General features: G+C 39.6%; 16 protein-coding genes. 7 read left to right on the top strand and 9 right to left on the bottom strand.

Going from position 1 to position 16,941, the window contains the following annotated elements:
• Window position 1: 1 nt before the first annotated feature.
• Entirely contained in the window at window positions 2-952 is a 951-nt protein-coding gene (locus GSF09_RS12555; protein WP_159801993.1) for a nitronate monooxygenase family protein, read from the top strand.
• Here the strand turns inward: GSF09_RS12555 and GSF09_RS12550 are convergent.
• From GSF09_RS12550 to GSF09_RS12520, 7 genes are all read right to left on the bottom strand, one after another.
• Window positions 949-1,563 (bottom strand): YiiX family permuted papain-like enzyme, encoded by a 615-nt coding sequence (locus GSF09_RS12550; protein ID WP_201309359.1) that lies wholly within the window; start codon window positions 1,561-1,563, stop codon window positions 949-951. The two genes, GSF09_RS12555 and GSF09_RS12550, sit on opposite strands and share 4 nt — an antisense overlap.
• The gene (locus GSF09_RS12545) at window positions 1,538-2,542 is read right to left on the bottom strand and encodes a DUF2268 domain-containing putative Zn-dependent protease (RefSeq protein ID WP_159801990.1); all 1,005 of its coding nucleotides are present in this window, start codon (window positions 2,540-2,542) and stop codon (window positions 1,538-1,540) included. The genes GSF09_RS12550 and GSF09_RS12545 overlap by 26 nt, the downstream gene beginning before the upstream one ends.
• Window positions 2,543-2,616: 74 nt before the next feature.
• Window positions 2,617-4,035, bottom strand: a complete 1,419-nt coding sequence (locus GSF09_RS12540) for an alkaline phosphatase (RefSeq protein WP_159801988.1) — start codon at window positions 4,033-4,035, stop codon at window positions 2,617-2,619.
• A gap of 126 nt (window positions 4,036-4,161) precedes the next feature.
• Complete coding sequence (gene secA / locus GSF09_RS12535) at window positions 4,162-7,515, bottom strand: preprotein translocase subunit SecA (RefSeq protein WP_159801985.1); 3,354 nt, start codon at window positions 7,513-7,515, stop codon at window positions 4,162-4,164.
• A 101-nt stretch (window positions 7,516-7,616) separates the two neighbouring features.
• On the bottom strand, window positions 7,617-7,838 hold the full coding sequence (locus tag GSF09_RS12530) for a DUF2795 domain-containing protein (RefSeq protein WP_002986941.1): 222 nt from the start codon (window positions 7,836-7,838) through the stop codon (window positions 7,617-7,619).
• Between the two features lie 104 nt (window positions 7,839-7,942).
• Entirely contained in the window at window positions 7,943-8,515 is a 573-nt protein-coding gene (locus tag GSF09_RS12525) for a cob(I)yrinic acid a,c-diamide adenosyltransferase (RefSeq protein ID WP_159801982.1), read from the bottom strand.
• Between the two features lie 35 nt (window positions 8,516-8,550).
• Window positions 8,551-9,252 (bottom strand): ABC transporter ATP-binding protein, encoded by a 702-nt coding sequence (locus tag GSF09_RS12520; protein WP_159801979.1) that lies wholly within the window; start codon window positions 9,250-9,252, stop codon window positions 8,551-8,553.
• Between the two features lie 137 nt (window positions 9,253-9,389).
• Between GSF09_RS12520 and GSF09_RS12515 the strand changes: the two genes are divergently transcribed.
• The 3 genes from GSF09_RS12515 (at window position 9,390) to GSF09_RS12505 (ending at window position 11,123) form a co-directional block, all read left to right on the top strand.
• Window positions 9,390-9,905, top strand: a complete 516-nt coding sequence (locus tag GSF09_RS12515; RefSeq protein ID WP_159801976.1) for a DUF4833 domain-containing protein — start codon at window positions 9,390-9,392, stop codon at window positions 9,903-9,905.
• A 150-nt stretch (window positions 9,906-10,055) separates the two neighbouring features.
• Complete coding sequence (locus tag GSF09_RS12510) at window positions 10,056-10,724, top strand: hypothetical protein (RefSeq protein WP_159801973.1); 669 nt, start codon at window positions 10,056-10,058, stop codon at window positions 10,722-10,724.
• A gap of 144 nt (window positions 10,725-10,868) precedes the next feature.
• Window positions 10,869-11,123, top strand: a complete 255-nt coding sequence (locus GSF09_RS12505; protein WP_159801971.1) for a Rho termination factor — start codon at window positions 10,869-10,871, stop codon at window positions 11,121-11,123.
• Here GSF09_RS12505 and GSF09_RS12500 read toward each other — a convergent pair.
• A complete protein-coding gene (locus GSF09_RS12500; protein ID WP_159801968.1) occupies window positions 11,120-11,752 on the bottom strand; it encodes a hypothetical protein in 633 nt (210 codons plus the stop codon). The two genes, GSF09_RS12505 and GSF09_RS12500, sit on opposite strands and share 4 nt — an antisense overlap.
• Window positions 11,752-13,617 (bottom strand): ABC-F family ATP-binding cassette domain-containing protein, encoded by a 1,866-nt coding sequence (locus GSF09_RS12495; RefSeq protein ID WP_159801965.1) that lies wholly within the window; start codon window positions 13,615-13,617, stop codon window positions 11,752-11,754. Before GSF09_RS12495 ends, GSF09_RS12500 begins: the two co-directional genes overlap by 1 nt.
• A 181-nt stretch (window positions 13,618-13,798) precedes the next feature.
• Between GSF09_RS12495 and GSF09_RS12490 the strand changes: the two genes are divergently transcribed.
• The 3 genes from GSF09_RS12490 to GSF09_RS12480 all read left to right on the top strand — a co-directional run bounded on the left by GSF09_RS12490 (window position 13,799) and on the right by GSF09_RS12480 (window position 16,892).
• Window positions 13,799-14,236: an Hsp20/alpha crystallin family protein gene (locus tag GSF09_RS12490; RefSeq protein WP_159801962.1), complete on the top strand. Its 438-nt coding sequence runs from the start codon at window positions 13,799-13,801 to the stop codon at window positions 14,234-14,236.
• 83 nt (window positions 14,237-14,319) lie between these two features.
• A complete protein-coding gene (locus tag GSF09_RS12485; protein WP_159801960.1) occupies window positions 14,320-15,474 on the top strand; it encodes a glycosyltransferase family 2 protein in 1,155 nt (384 codons plus the stop codon).
• Between the two features lie 104 nt (window positions 15,475-15,578).
• Entirely contained in the window at window positions 15,579-16,892 is a 1,314-nt protein-coding gene (locus GSF09_RS12480) for a dihydrolipoamide acetyltransferase family protein (RefSeq protein ID WP_159801957.1), read from the top strand.
• Window positions 16,893-16,941 lie beyond the last annotated feature (49 nt).

The raw sequence follows: 16,941 nt of genomic DNA, 5'->3' as shown, positions 1-16,941 counted from the left end.
AATGAACAAAATTACACAACTCTTCAATATAAAATATCCTGTAATACAGGCGGGAATGATTTGGGCAAGTGGCTATAAACTGGCAAGTGCAGTAAGCAATGCCGGCGGGCTTGGGCTTTTGGGTGCGGGTTCTATGTATCCTGAAGTACTGCGGGAACATATACAAAAATGCAAGAAAGCTACCGATAAGCCTTTTGGTGTTAACGTGCCGATGCTTTACCCTAATATTGAGGAGATAATGAATATAATAGCGGAGGAGGGCGTGAAAATTGTTTTTACCTCTGCCGGAAACCCCAAAACATGGACATCATGGCTTAAGGAAAGAGGTATTACCGTAGTGCATGTAGTAAGCAGTGTAAAGTTTGCGCTTAAGGCCCAGGAGGCTGGAGTAGATGCTGTAGTAGCCGAGGGTTTTGAGGCCGGAGGGCATAATGGCAGGGAGGAAACCACTACATTTACACTGATACCCATGGTGAGGGAAAAGCTGTCGGTTCCGCTGATAGCTGCAGGGGGCATTGCCACAGGCAGGGGTATGCTGGCAGCAATGGTGCTGGGTGCAGACGGTGTACAGGTAGGCAGCCGTTTTGCAGCTTCTTTTGAGTCATCCTCACATGACAAATTTAAGCAGGCTATTGTGGCTGCACAGGATGGTGATACCTATGTTACCTTAAAGGAGCTTGCGCCTGTAAGGCTTATTAAAAATAAATTTTTTCAGGATGTAACTGCGCTTTATGCGAAAAGCCCAACAGTTGAAGATTTAAAATCCCTGTTAGGCCGTGCCCGGGCTAAAAAAGGGATGTTTGAAGGCGACCTTGAGGAAGGGGAACTGGAAATAGGCCAAATAGCAGGGCTGATACACAGCATTAAGCCAGCAGCAGAAATACTCCATGAAATAGTAAACGATTTTGAACTAGCAAAGAAGGAGGTTATGACTAATAATTTTTGCTTTTAATTTTTTAATACAGTATATAATAAATCACTATCATAAATAGAGGAAGGTGAAATTACTTTTTCGTTTAGTGGGAGCTTATTGCCGTAGCGTTCAGTCATTTTTTGTTTAACTACTGGGTGAGATAAATCAAAATCTTTTAAATGCTGTAATTTGCCAATTTCTATATTAGCACCTTCTTTATAAATTTTCCATACAAGTTCTGAACAGTATATGCGGTCATTATTCCATTCAAAATAAATGTCGTAATCTTTTCTGTTAAACTCTTCTCCTGATTTTTTCATTTTGTTTAAAACATCAGGAGTTAGTAAGCTTGTATTTTTTAATCGCTTAATTACATACTCATTATTTTTACCCCTGGCTATCCATTCTTTTAAAGGTGTTGTTTGTACCGGCTGTATTGCTTCATATACAAACCAACTCCCATTTATCTTATAAATGATACCACAGTGTGAATATTTAGAATGGGTTGCTAATTGTATTGCTTTGCTTTGCGATGAAATAGAAGTTTGAAAGATAATATCGCCGTTATGAATTAAATCGCCTTCAATGGGTATATCTTTTTTACAGCCAATTAAGCAAAAAATACTAAATGCTATTAATATATTCTTCATAACCGCTTTTTTGATAAACTTGTTTAATAGGAGTAGTATAAATATCTTTCCAGGAATCTTTGCCGTGTTTTTGCACGTATCTTTCAATAATCCTGTAGCCCAGCCAGTAATTTAAGGAACGGGGTGCATCGGGGAATAAATCCTGTTTATAGGAAGTAAGCGGGTTCATTCCGCTTTCAGTAAAATATCCTTTAACTTTATTAAAAATTTCTTTTTCATGCTGCAGGTACCAGTTCCAGTCCGCCTTGGTCATGTTTTCCACCGCTTCCCATTTTGTAATTTGGCCCTTAAAGAAAATATAAGTAAAATAGCAGGCAAACCCCTCATCAATTACCTGTGCTAATGAGGTCCCCGCAGCCGGGTCAGCTTCGCGATAGGGTTCATAGGCAAGGTGGTTCAGTTCGTGCGGAATACCTTTTTCTATCGTATATTTAATATCAAATTCAGGGTTGTTAAGCTCATACACAAACTCATTCGCAGAACAGCCTCCAAAACCAATTCCATAAAAAGGCACAAAAGCTATACTGATTTTTGCAGATGGATTATGGGGAACCATTTGGTTGAAGCGTTTCAGGTTTACTATAAAAAGTGAATCCAAATTTAAAGACAGCATTACTTTTGCCCTTTTCTCAAATTCCTGTTTTTGTTCGGGATAAAGTGTTTTATTCCAGTCGGCCATACCTACACCGGTATTAAATTTTGAGGCATTTTCTTCGCCAAATATCATGGCATAACAGTTATCCCAAAGTTCCCGGTGTGGTTTATATACTTTATTTATAATCGCGGTACTGTCATACTTCCCGTTTTTGTGGGCAAGTATCTGGTATTTAAAGGAATTATATACAATAATATTCTCCACCTTTATACTATCAGGCAATTGCTCCAGTTGTTCTTCGAAACTTAAAGCCTTTGTTTCTTTGCTTTTTTTGTTGCAGGAAACTACAAGCAGTAAAACAAGTATTAGTACTACTTTTCTCATTTGTAATAAATTTGCTACAATATAAAAAAAGCCTGAAACATATTCAGGCTCTTGCTTTAAACATATTAAAATATTTAAAATTTATTCTCAACCTCTGCCGCCTGAAGCATTAAATAATGCAGGTCGGTGTTTTTTACAAAAGGCTTTAACAGTGTGCTGCCAGGGCCAAACATTGCCAGTTCAACGTAATCGGCAGAGTGGTCCATACTAATCCAGCCAACGGAATTATATTTTTGCTGCATTTCGGCAAAAGCTTTAAAGGGCAGCTTTTTATAATTATATAACCCGCCTTCTTTCTCCATATCTCCGGTGTAATAGGTAAGTAGGTGTTTAGCCTCATCATCTGATATAGTACGCGCATTGGCATAATTTATTATATCGCGCACCTGCCCAACGGTTGAGCTTGGTTTTATTTCATTCAGTATCCACTCATTTGTTTGGGTATAATTCTGTATGCTGTCAAAGTTTTCGTTGGCACGCTTGCCGTATATTACTCCGGGATTTGCATTACCATGGTCGGTTGTAATAATAACTAGGGTCTCACCATCTTTTTCGGCAAAATCAATGGCAACTTTCACAGCCTCGTCAAATGCAATCTGGTCATATAACAGGGCAGCTATATCATTGGCATGTGCGCCCCAGTCCACTTTTCCTGCTTCCACCTGCAATACAAAACCATTTTTGCTGTCTTTCATGTGGTTAATGGCTTTTTGTGCCATTTCTGCAAGGGTAGGGGTATTATCTGTCAACTCTTTACTGCTTTTTCTGTCAATACTGTAAGGCATGCCTTCGTCTGCAAAAACACCAAGCACTTTTTTATCAGCTCCTGCTGAAAGCATTTCCTTACGGTTCCTTACCACTTCCCAGCCTTTGGCTTTATATGCGGCATATATATCTTTTTTGTCTTTGCGTTTATCGGCAGCAAAATAATTATTACCACCGCCCATCATAATATCAAAACCAAGTTTTAAGTAATCTTCTGCAATTTCAGCCATGGCATTGCGGCTGTCGTTATTTACACAAAAACCGGCAGGAGTGGCATGGGTTATGGGTACAGTAGTAACGCAGCCGGCCATTTTGCCTGCACGCTTAAATTTTTGCCATATTGGCAAGTGTTTCTCACCATTTGGCCCAATGTTTAAAACACCGTTTTTTACACGTACCCCGCCGCCCCATGAAGAACTTGCTGCAGAAGAGTCGGTAACTATAGAGCTTGCCGAAGCGGTATCCATCAAAGCACGGCTTATGCGCTGATCCTGGTAAAGTTGCAGCCAGTTGGAGCCTTTCCCTGTTTTACGGTTAAGGTAAAGGTCGGTCATATTTAATGTGCCTGAACTCATACCGTCGCTTACAAGGAATATGATGTTTTTTGCTTTTTTATTTTTAAGGGAGTCATTAACCTCAATTACCCCTGCTGTAGTTTTAAAAGGATTTAGTACAGTAGCCCCTAATGTAAATAGGGAGCCGTTCCTGAAAAATTTTCTCCTGTCCATAATAAGAAAAATAGCGGTTGCGTCAAAGTTACTAAACTATACTTTATTGAAGATGCGGGCCTGTGTTATTTGTGAGTTATCAATTATAAAAAAGCCCCGGGTTTCCGGGGCATATTGTTAAAGCATTTAGTCGTTAGAGATAATCCATTCTCCCGTGGCTAAAAGGCTTTCTGCTTTTTTAAATTTCATTGTTTCGGTTTTGCCGCTCATAACGTGTTTAATGGTAACCGTATCATTACGGTTGATTTTTGGCGTTTCCCTTACAATAGTTTCCGTAACCTGCGGGCGGCTTTGGTTTTGTGATACCTCCCTGGCTTTTGCTGCCATTTCATCAGTATTTAAAACTTCTTCCTTGCTCTCAGTATAACTTTCCTGTTGCTGCTGCCTTGCTTCCTGTATGTTATTAGGATTGTGCGATGGCAGGTCGCCTTTAAACAGGAAGGAGATAACCTCCTTATTAATGCTGTCAACTGTTTTCTTGAACAGGTTAAATGCTTCAAACTTATAAATTAAAAGCGGGTCTTTTTGCTCATGCACCGCAAGCTGTACAGATTGCTTCAGTTCATCCATTTTGCGAAGGTGTTTTTTCCATGTTTCGTCAATAATGGCAAGCGTGATATTTTTCTCAAAATCCGCTACAAGCGATTTACCTTGTGTTTCATAAGCCTTTTCAAGGTTAGTTACCACATTAAGCGATTTAACCCCATCGGTAAACGGAACCACAATACGTTCATACTGCCCGTTATTGTTTTCATACACGTTTTTAATTACCGGGAAAGCCTCATTGGCATCACGCTCATTTTTGGCCTGATAGGCTTCAAGCACAGCTTTATATACTTTACCTGTAAGTTCCCTTTCGGTAAGTTTATTAAAATCACTTTCGCTTACCGGTGAACTGATAGAGAAATAACGTATAAGCTCAAACTCAAAGTTTTTGTAATCGTTAGCCGCTTTGTTTGTTTCTACTATAACTTCAGATGTGTCATACATCATGTTGGCAATATCCACTTTAAGGCGTTCGCCATGTAGTGCGTGCTTCCTGCGTTTGTAAACTACCTCGCGCTGGGAGTTCATTACATCATCATATTCCAGCAGCCTTTTACGCACACCAAAGTTATTTTCCTCAACTTTTTTCTGGGCACGCTCTATAGATTTCGTCATCATGGAATGCTGGATAACCTCACCCTCTTTAAGCCCCATGCGGTCCATTATTTTTGCTACCCTGTCAGAGCCGAAAAGCCTCATAAGGTTATCTTCCAGTGATACATAAAACTGCGAGCTTCCCGGATCTCCCTGGCGCCCTGCACGGCCACGAAGCTGGCGGTCAACACGCCTTGAGTCATGGCGTTCTGTACCTACAATGGCAAGTCCGCCGGCGGCTTTAACTTCCGGAGTAAGCTTAATATCGGTACCACGGCCCGCCATGTTGGTTGCTATGGTAACAACTCCCGGTTTTCCCGCCTCGGCTACAATTTCCGCTTCTTTTTTGTGAAGTTTTGCATTCAGTACATTATGTGGCACATTCCTCATTTTAAGCATACGGCTTAAAAGTTCAGATATCTCTACCGAAGTAGTACCGATAAGTACCGGCCTGCCGGCTGCCGAAAGCTGCGAAACATCTTCAATAACTGCATTGAATTTTTCGCGCATTGTCCTGTATATAAGGTCTTCTTTGTCCTTTCTGGCAATTGGCTTGTTGGTAGGTATCTCTACAACATCAAGTTTGTATATTTCCCAAAACTCGCCTGCTTCGGTAACGGCAGTACCTGTCATACCGGCAAGCTTCCTGTACATCCTGAAATAGTTTTGCAGGGTAATGGTGGCAAATGTTTGTGTTGCTGCTTCAATCTTTACATTTTCCTTAGCCTCAATAGCCTGGTGAAGCCCGTCAGAATAACGCCTTCCGTCCATAATACGGCCTGTCTGCTCATCAACTATCATGATTTTGTTATCCATGATAACATACTCAACATCCTTTTCAAACAGGGTATAGGCCTTTAAAAGCTGGGTAAGGGTATGTATGCGTTCGCTTTTTACAGAAAAATCCCTGAAAAGCTCTTCCTTGCGTTCAGCTTCTTCTTCTTTTTCCAGGTTTTGCCTTTCAATATTTGCAATTTCTGTACCTATATCGGGTAATACAAAAAAGTCGTTATCAGTATCTTTTGAAAGGAATTTAATACCATTATCGGTAAGCTCTACCTGGTTGTTCTTTTCTTCAATCACAAAATATAAAGCTTCGTCAACCTTATGCATTTCACGGTTGTTGTCCTGCATGTAATGGTTTTCGGTTTTTTGAAGCAGTTGCTTAACACCTTCTTCACTAAGGAATTTGATAAGTGCCTTGTTTTTTGGCAACCCGCGGTGCACCCTTAATAAAAGGAAGCCCCCATCTTTGGTATTGCCTTCCTTAATAAGTTTTTTGGCTTCTGCCAAAACACCGTTAAGCAATGTCCTTTGCAGGTTTACAAGGTTATCTACCTTTGGTTTAAGCTCGTTAAATTCATGGCGGTCGCCCTGCGGCACGGGGCCTGAAATAATAAGTGGTGTACGGGCATCATCAATAAGTACTGAGTCAACCTCATCCACTATGGCAAAATTATGCCTGCGCTGTACCAAATCATCAGGGGAGTGTGCCATGTTATCCCTAAGGTAATCAAAACCAAACTCATTATTGGTACCATAAGTAATATCTGCTGCATAAGCTTTTCGCCTGCCTTCAGAGTTTGGCTGGTGGTTGTCTATACAGTCAACTGTTAGCCCATGGAATTCAAATAAAGGTGCTTTCCATGTGCTGTCCCTTCTGGCAAGGTAGTCGTTAACCGTTACAAGGTGAACCCCGTTTCCTGTAAGTGCATTAAGATACAATGGCAGGGTGGCCACAAGTGTTTTACCCTCACCCGTCTGCATCTCGGCAATTTTACCCTGATGTAGTACCACACCACCAATTAACTGAACATCATAATGTATCATGTCCCAGGTTATTTCCTTACCGGCAGCATTCCATGAATTGGCCCACACAGCATTATCGCCTTCCAGCACTACATAAGGCTTGGTAGCCGAAAACTCCCTGTCCTTAGGGGTTGCAGTAACCGCAATAGATGTATTTTCCTTAAAGCGGCGTGCAGTTTCCTTAACCACAGCAAATGCTTCAGGCAATATATCCATCAATACTTTTTCAGAAATTTCATAGGCCTCTTTCTCAAGGGCATCTATAGAGGCATAAATATCTTCACGCGCATCAATATCCTGAATGGTTTCCACTTCCTGAAGGTATGATGCTATTTTAGCATCCTTTTCTGCCCTTGCTTCACGGATTTTATCCTTGAAGTATATTGTTTTAGCCCTTAATTCATCATGCGATAAAGATGCAAGCGCATCTTCATACGTTTTGATTTTATTTATTATAGGCTGTATGGCCTTTATATCCTTTTGCGACTTATCACCCACAAAGGCCTTTAAAATACTGTTTAATAAACTCATTATTATATATAATTACTTGTATTTATTTGAAATAGGTTACAAATTTAACCAAAAAAAAAGCCTCGTGAAAGAGACTTTTCAATTGATTATTTATTTTTTACCTAGTATTCATCCTCATTCCAAAGGTAATCTTCGTCTGTAGGATAATCAGGCCATATTTCTTCCATCGATTCGTAAATCTCACCTTCGTCCTCTATGGATTGAAGATTTTCTACCACCTCAAGAGGAGCACCGGTCCTGATGGCATAGTCAATCAACTCATCTTTAGTAGCCGGCCACGGAGCATCACTTAAATAGGATGCCAGTTCTAATGTCCAATACATCTGTTAAACGATTTAATTTTATGCAAAAATAAATTTTCTACTGAAAAAGTCAAGTAAAACTTTCTTTATTTTATAAAAATTTAAAAGAACGCTTCAGGCTGACGTTAATACTTTTCAGGAATCCACTTCACCTCATCGGCCTGCAGGTCATGCGACAACTTTCGTGCCAGTACAAAAAGGTAGTCAGAAAGGCGGTTAAGGTAGGTTAAAACCATTTCATCTGTAGGTTCAATTTCGTGCAAATGCACAGCTAAACGCTCTGCGCGGCGGCAAACGCAACGTGTTATATGACAGTATGACACGGTAGTGTGGCCTCCCGGTAGCACAAAATGCGTCATGGGTGGCAATGCTTCATCCATCCTGTCAATTTCATTTTCAAGCAGTTCTATATCCTGTACTGAAATTTTAGGTATGTTTAAACGTTCTTTCCCATTTTTTAAAACCGATTTTTCAGGGTCTGTTGCCAATATGGCACCTGCTGTAAACAAACGGTCCTGTATGCGCTCCAGTACTTTTTTATACATCGGGTTTATTTCCTGGTCCCTTACCAGCCCTATGTGGCTGTTCAGTTCGTCTATTGTACCATAGCTTTCAATGCGTATATGGTGCTTTGGCACGCGTGTGCCTCCAAAAAGTGCGGTTGTTCCTTTATCCCCTGTTTTTGTATATACTTTCATTTGTTAGTGTAATGCAGTACTATATCCTGATATAATTAATTATGTATATCGCGGTTTGAATTGTCACTCTCTATTATACCATCCCGAAGCCTTATTATGCGGTGGGCATGGGCAGCAATGTCCTCTTCGTGCGTAACAAGTATAACGGTATTTCCCGCAGCATGTATCTGGTTAAAAAGATTCATTATTTCAACCGATGTTTTACTGTCAAGGTTACCCGTAGGCTCATCTGCAAGTATTATTGACGGGTGGTTAACCAGTGCGCGCGCTACCGCTACCCTTTGGCGCTGCCCTCCTGATAGCTGGTTTGGCTTGTGGTCCATCCTGTCGGCCAGCCCTACCTGGTTTAAAACCTCTGTAGCACGGCTTTCCCTTTCGGGTTTTTTATACCCTGCATATACCATGGGTAGTGCAACATTATCAAGTGCCGTAGTGCGGGGCAGCAGGTTAAAGGTCTGGAACACAAAGCCTATTTCCCTGTTGCGTATTTCAGCAAGCTCATCATCGGTCATTTGGCTTACATCCTTGTTGTTTAATATATAAGAACCTGAAGTAGGGGTATCAAGGCAGCCAAGTATATTCATAAGTGTACTTTTACCTGAACCCGAAGGCCCCATAAGGGCTACATATTCGCCTTTATTTATAATAAGGTCTATACCTTTAAGTACTTTTATGGTTTCTTCGCCGAGGGGGAAATCCCTTGTTATGCCTTTAATATTAATTATTGCCTGTGCCATTATAGTAATTTGAGGCTTAAAAGTACATATTTTTTTTAGTTAAAGGAAATACTAAGCCTTTCATCAAATAATACCCTGCAATTTACACAAGGCAATAATTTTTTTATATACATTTATATAATTCCAACTTACTGTATATGAAAATGTTTATTCTTTTTATTGTTGCATTGGGCGTTCAGGCTGCTGCAGGGCAGGAAGGCTACCCGGTTCCACCCAATGCCGATGGACGGCTGTTTTATATTCAGCATAGCAATAACCATAACACTTTTGTATATGATGCTAATTTTTCAGGCTATAAAAAACTTGATGCTAATGAGCCTGTAACTATTTACCGCATAAATTATGAAGATGGTGGGGTAAAAGAACCTTTAACTTCCATTCAGCGTAAAATGGCATATGGCATCAACTTTAAAAATAAGGGGCAAAATGTTTTTGAATTTTCCCTTGCAGCCTATCCTGAAAAAACATTATTGCTTAAACTGCACAGTAATGGCAAACCTTATGTAAGTGTAACCGTAAACGGAAAACCTATAGTACTTCGTAAAATGTTTTTATACTGCAACAAGCTGGGCACTAAAGTTTCCCATATTGATTTTTATGGTACAGACGCTTCCCATAAAGATGTAAAAGAGCGCTTTTTTATCAGCAAATAACACTATCTCTTAGTTAAGGATTTCTTAAAATTCTTAATAAAATCTATAACTATACTAAATTATTCTTAATAATTTAAGTTAAACTTTGATATGTGGTGAAAGGTGGTGTAATTTTAGCTTATGAAAAGTAACATAAAATACAAAACAACCATGAAAAGAATCAATTTAGTATTAGGTGCAGCATTAGTTGCGGTAAGTTTTACATCATGTAAAAATGAGGCCGAAATGGCTGCAGAAAAAAGTGTTGACCGTTATGAGTCTTTTGTTGACTCTGTAGACCGTCTTGATGATGCAGAAAAATCTGCTAACTGGGCTGCTATTGAGGCACAGTATGAAACAAGGCTTAACGAAGCCCAGGCTGCGCTTGATAATGTTAAGGACAGGGAGAATGCACAAAAAAGGATAGACGACAAAAAAGCCAAATATGATGAAGTGAAAAATGAAACTTCTGAAAGCATGGCAAATGCTAACAATAATGACAGTACATTATGGGTAGCTTATTTTGGCGAAGGAAACGGAGTTGGCAACGATATGGATTTTACATGGGTTAACAAGGATAACATCCTTAGTGTTTACCAAAGGTTTGTAGATACTTTTAATGCTAATAAAGATAACTACTCCCGTGAGGATTTCGATAAGATAAAAGCTTATTATGAAGCTCTTGACGCAAGGAAAAATACTGTTGAAAAAGAAGGATTAAGTGCTGAGGACAACAGGAAGATTGCAGCCCTTAAACTTGAATTTGCACCTAAATTTAAATGGGAGCGTATGACAGCTAAAGGAAATGAAAATGAAGAAGCTAAAGAAGCTGCGGAATAAATAATATTAATAAATTAAATAAAGGTTAATTTGCAATTTCCTGAAAAGTGTGCCATTAGGCACACTTTTCTTTTTTAACTGATGCTTAACTGTATGGTAATTAATAGTTTGGTAACTTTAAATGTAACTTAATAACTAATTATTATGCCAAGAAGAAAAAGCCCGGGGCCGCAGGTTAAAGATAAAGACCAGTATGAAGCCCTTAGAGACAAAGGCTACAGCAAAGAAAAATCTGCAAGGATAGCCAACAGTAAAAACGCCGAACACAGGGGAGGTAAAGCAAAAAAATATGAAGACCGCACCAAACAGGATTTGTATGAGGAAGCTAAAAAGGTGGGGATTGAAGGACGCTCTAAAATGACTAAGGCAGAACTTGCCAAAGCATTACGTAACAATTAGCCCAAAAGGCCATACAGGTTGCGAAGGCCTAAAATGGCATCTAAAAAAAATGAGCGTTTGCTCCGTATCATAAAATGCTGTTTTGCCTGTCCCGGCCTGAAAAAGACAAAGCCTGCAAAGTAAGCATCAGCCGTTACAGTTACCTGTTTATGGTTTTTAATTGCTTTCCAGGTTTTTTCTGTTTTCCCTGACGCATGTATATTGCCGGCAATACAAAATGTAGTATTGTTTTTTTCTTTTATTACCTGTTCCAGCAGTGCAGTAGTATCTTTTTCATCTTCAACGGAAATATAAGCCATGTCTATACCTCCCGGTACAGGCGCAAGCGTGGAAAAGAACCATAATTGTATATTATTCTTTTCAGCGGCATAGCGCAAAAGTTTTGTTACGCTTTCTGCCTCATTACCTAGTACAAGTAGTTTGGCAGGCCTTAAACGGCAGGTAATTTTATATAGTAATTCTGCCTGCCGGTAACTCACGTTTATATTAAGGTCTTTATATTCCCGTCTGCTAAATGAAGGCGCAGGGGAATAAAATGCCTTGTTGGCAAAGCCAAACATAAAAGGGGAGTGGATGCTATGCTCGTTTACAGAGTTCCACAGGTAGTTTATGTAGCTTTGCTTTTTCATTATTCTTCTATTTTGGCACTCAGTTCAAACCAGCGTTCTGTTTTCTCGTCTATACGGTTCAGTATTTCCTGCAATTCCCCGGCTTTTGTATTTATTTCATCTTCACTTACACTGCCTTCAGAAAAAAGTTGTTCAATAGCCAGCTTTTGTTTTTCAAGTTCCTGTATTTCCTTTTCAAGTTTCTGGTATTCTTTCTGCTCATTAAAGGTTAGCCCTGCTTTAGCGTTGCCCTGCCTCCATGATTTTTTGTCGGTAGCTGCCTTCGGTTCTTCCTTAACAGGTTCAGCACTGTCTTCATAAGACCTGAAATCGCTGTAATTTCCGGGAAAATCCTCCACCTCGCCCTCGCCCCTGAAAACAAAAAGGTGGTCGGTAATTTTATCCATAAAATACCTGTCGTGCGATACCACGAGTAGGCAGCCCGGATAATCCAGCAGGAAGTTTTCAAGCACGTTAAGCGTTACAATATCAAGGTCATTGGTAGGCTCATCCAGGATAAGAAAATTGGGGTTTTGTATTAAAACAGTACACAGGTACAGGCGTTTCAATTCACCGCCGCTTAATTTTTCTACAAAATCATATTGTTTTTTCCGGTCAAACAAAAAGCGTTCAAGCAATTGCGAAGCAGATATTGTGCGCCCTTTTGCCAGTGGGATGTATTCGCCATATTCCTTTATAATATCAATAACCTTTTGTTCGGGTTTGGGGTTAATGCCGCTTTGGGTATAATAACCCAGTTTTATGGTGTCGCCTATTATTACCTTGCCGTTATCAGGTGCTATTGACTGTGTCAGTATATTTAGGAAAGTTGTTTTACCCGTACCGTTTTTACCGATAATACCAACACGCTCACCTTTTTTAAAGTTATAATTGAAGTTGTTTAGTATAACTTTGTCACTAAACCTTTTGGAAACATTATGCAGTTCAACAATTTTACTGCCCATCCGTTCCATGTTTATTTCAAGTTCTACCTGGTGCTCTTTTCGGCGGCTGTGGGCTTTTTCTTTTATTACATAAAAATCGTCCTGCCTTGATTTTGATTTTGTAGTACGGGCTTTGGGCTGGCGGCGCATCCAGTCAAGCTCTTTTACATATAGGTTTTTTGCTTTTTCCACACTTGCATTTTCAGCCGCTATGCGCTCCTCTTTTTTGGTAAGGTAGTAGGAGTAATTTCCTTTATACTGGTAAAGCCTGCCATTGTCAAGCTCAATTATCTCATTGCAAACCCTTTCCAGGAAATACCTGTCGTGTGTTACCATAAAGAGCGTCATGTTCTCTTTTGCAAAATAATTTTCCAGCCATTCAATCATTTCAAGGTCAAGATGGTTAGTGGGCTCATCAAGAATCAACAGGTCGGGCTTATTGATAAGTATAATAGCCAGTGCAAGGCGTTTTTTTTGCCCACCGGAAAGATTTTTTACTTTCAGTTTAAGGTCATCAAGCTTTAAACGGAATAATATCTGTTTATACTGGGTTTCAAAATCCCATGCATTATGCAGTTCCATACGCTCAAACGCTTTCTGGTAAGCCTCCTCCTCTTCAGGATTTTCCAGTGCCTTTTCATACTGCTCTATTACTTTTAGTATTTCGTTGTCTGAAGCAAAAATGCTCTCCTCAACGGTAAGTTCAGGCTGTAAGTTGGGTTCCTGCGGCAGGAACGCCATTTTAATTTCTTTACGTATAACCACCTGTCCCGTGTCAGGCTGGTCTTCGCCGGTCAGTATTTTCAGGATACTTGTTTTACCGGTTCCGTTTTTGGCAACAAAGGCTATTTTCTGGTCTTTATTGATGCCAAAGGATATGTTTTCAAACAGTGTGCGCTCACCGAAAGATTTTGATATGTTTTCTACTGAAAGGTAATTCACAGGTTTTTGATTTTATGCAAAAGTAATTCTATTCCGTCTAACTAAAAATTTATGTTTATAACGACAAAAAGTCAGTTAAAAGTGCCAAATTGTCTTATTCGTTGTATTGGAATGAGTTTTGTCTTGTCTAAAGCGTAGAATAAAAACAATATCTCAAGTTTAACTTAAATTATAAAGCATTATGAACTTAGTAAAAAGAAACCAAACAAACCCTAACTCTTTATTTCCGTCAGTAATGGATGAATTGTTTAAAGACTGGATGGGCGGTTCAGCACTTTCCAACAGCAGGGTAGTGCCACCGGTAAACATTAAAGAAACAGACCAGTTTTTTACCGTTGAGCTTATGGCTCCCGGAATGAAGAAAGAAGATTTTAATATTGAAGTTGATAACGACCTGCTAACTATTTCCTCGGAAATTAAAACAGAAAAGAATGAGGAAGAGGGCAAATTTACAAGAAGGGAATTTAGCTATTCATCATTTAAAAGGTCGTTCACGCTTCCTGAAACTGTAAATGAAGACGAGATTAATGCTGCCTACCAGGATGGGATTTTAAAAATAACCCTTCCTAAAAAAGAGGAAGCATTACCAAAACCAAAGAGGTTAATAGATATTTCATAATTGATTTGAGTTAGTTAGTTCGAAAAAGCGCCTGATGGCGCTTTTTTGTTTTTCACTATCTGCAATTGGTTTATCTTTGCCGTATGCAGCTATCGGTAATAATACTTAATTATAATGTGCGCTATTTTTTAGAACAGTGCCTGCGTAGCGTACAAAAAGCCTTACAGGGAATTGACGGGGAAATTATTGTGGTTGACAATAATTCGGCTGATGATAGCTGTGCTATGGTAAGGGAAAATTTTCCCGGTGTTACCTTAATAGAAAACAACTATAATGCAGGATTCCCCAAAGGTAACAATATAGGTGTACAGGCTGCAAAGGGAAAATATATATGCATACTTAATCCTGATACTGTTATTGCAGAAGATACCTTTGCTAAAGTAATGGAATTTGCCGGGCAACAGCAAACCCCGGGTATTACAGGTATAAAAATGATTGATGGCGGAGGTCATTTCCTGCCTGAAAGCAAAAGGGGAGTGCCTACACCATGGGTGGCTTTTACAAAGATAGCCGGGCTGGGTAAAATGTTTTCCCAGTCGCAATTTTTTAATAAATATTATGCCTGCCACCTTAAAAAAAACAATTCAGGCAAAGTGGATATTCTTGCGGGTGCGTTTATGTTTATGGAAAGGGATTTATATCTTTCGGTAGGCGGTTTTGATGAAGGATGCTTTATGTACAGCGATGATATTGATTTATCCTATACTGTTTTAAAGGAAGGGCGCGATAATTATTACTTTTCAGGCAGTTCCATAATTCATTACAAAGGGGAGAGTACTGTAAGGGATGGGGAATATATGTCACGTTTCCGGCAGGCTATGCAGTTTTTTTATAAAAAGCATTTTCGTAGTTCTCCTTTTTTTGATGTTTTCATGAAATCAGGGGCTCTTTTTTTTGCCCTGGTAAAGAAAAATAAAAAAGTGCCCGGGATAGTACCGGATGAGTACCTGCTTTTTTCTGCAGATGAAATGCTGAAGGAAAAGCTTGAAGAAATTTCTCAAAAGAAAGTTATACGGCTTGGTGAATACCGCCAAAATATGTTATTTTCACATAAAGAAGCCGGCAGTCCAAAAATTGAAGTGGTTTTTGACAGTGCCCTTCTTGATTACTGCGATATAATCGCTATTATGGAACAGCACGCCAATGACGGATATACATTTAAAATAAAGCCCGGAGGCTGTAATTATATAATAGGCAGCAATAATAGTAACGACAGGGGAGAAGTTATTTTATTGTAAAAAGCATTGCAAACGTTTGAATAATTAAGAATGAAAAATTTATAAGTCGATTTTTTTATTAATTTCGCAAGCATAAATACTAATTTTACCTTTAGGTTAACAATATGGCAAAATTTGAACTTAAATTACCCAAGATGGGTGAAAGTGTTGCAGAGGCAACCATTACAAACTGGCTTAAAAATGTTGGCGATACTATTGAGGCAGATGAAGCCGTACTTGAAATTGCTACAGACAAAGTAGATTCAGAAGTGCCTTCGGAAGTTTCGGGGGTTTTAACCGAAATACTTTTTCAGGTTAATGATGTTGTACAGGTGGGCCAGACTATTGCTTATATTGAAACCGAAGGCGGTGCTGCTGTTGATGCGCCTAAAGAAGAAACTACTGCAGCCAATGTGCAGGCTGTTGAAAAAACGGTTGATACGGCTAAAGAAACAGCTACGCCAGCAAGTGTTGATTTTTCTGATTCGGACAGGTTTTATTCGCCACTTGTTAAAAATATAGCGAAGGAGGAAGGTATTTCGCTTTCAGAACTGGAAAGCATAACCGGTACAGGAAAAGATGGCAGGGTAACTAAAAACGATATACTGGATTATATTAAAAACCGTGGAAGCCAGCCACAACCTGAAGCTCCGGCGCAGCCACAGGCTGTTCAGCCGCAACGTGCACCGCAGCAGGAGGCACCAAAAGCTGCTCCTGTATCTGTAAACGGGCAGGATGAAATAGTGGAAATGGATCGTATGCGTAAACTGATTTCAAAGTATATGGTGGAATCGGTTCAGACATCGGCACACGTTCAGTCGTTCATAGAGGTTGATGTAACCAATATAGTAAAATGGAGGGATAAGGTAAAAAACATGTTTGAAAAACGTGAAGGTGAAAAACTTACTTTTACCCCAATATTTATGGAGGCTGTAGCCAAGGCTCTGAAAGATTTCCCATTAATGAATATATCGGTAGAAGGGGAATATATTGTAAAGAAAAAGAACATAAATCTTGGTATGGCAGCGGCATTGCCTAATGGTAACCTTATAGTGCCGGTAATTAAAAATGCCGACCAGCTTAACCTTGTAGGTATGGCTAAGGCAGTTAATGATTTGGGTAATCGTGCCAAGATGGGCAAACTAAAGCCGGATGATACACAGGGTGGCACTTATACCGTTACCAATGTAGGTACTTTTGGCAGTGTGTTTGGTACGCCAATTATAAACCAGCCACAGGTAGGTATACTTGCTTTGGGTGCCATACGTAAAGTACCTGCTGTTATTGAAACGCCGGAAGGAGATTTTATAGGTATACGCCAAAAAATGTTCCTGTCGCACAGTTATGACCACCGTGTGGTAGATGGTGCGCTGGGAGGCTCGTTTGTAAAACGGGTAGCCGATTACCTTGAAGCCTGGGATAGTAACAGGGACATATAATTTCAAAAAAGAGCTCCGTGTAGGGGCTCTTTTTATTTTGTATCTTTAA

It is taken from the genome of Flavobacterium sp. MK4S-17 (assembly GCF_009848495.1).
Classification (GTDB): Bacteria; Bacteroidota; Bacteroidia; order Flavobacteriales; family Flavobacteriaceae; genus Flavobacterium.
This window is presented reverse-complemented; position numbering and strand designations above follow the sequence as displayed.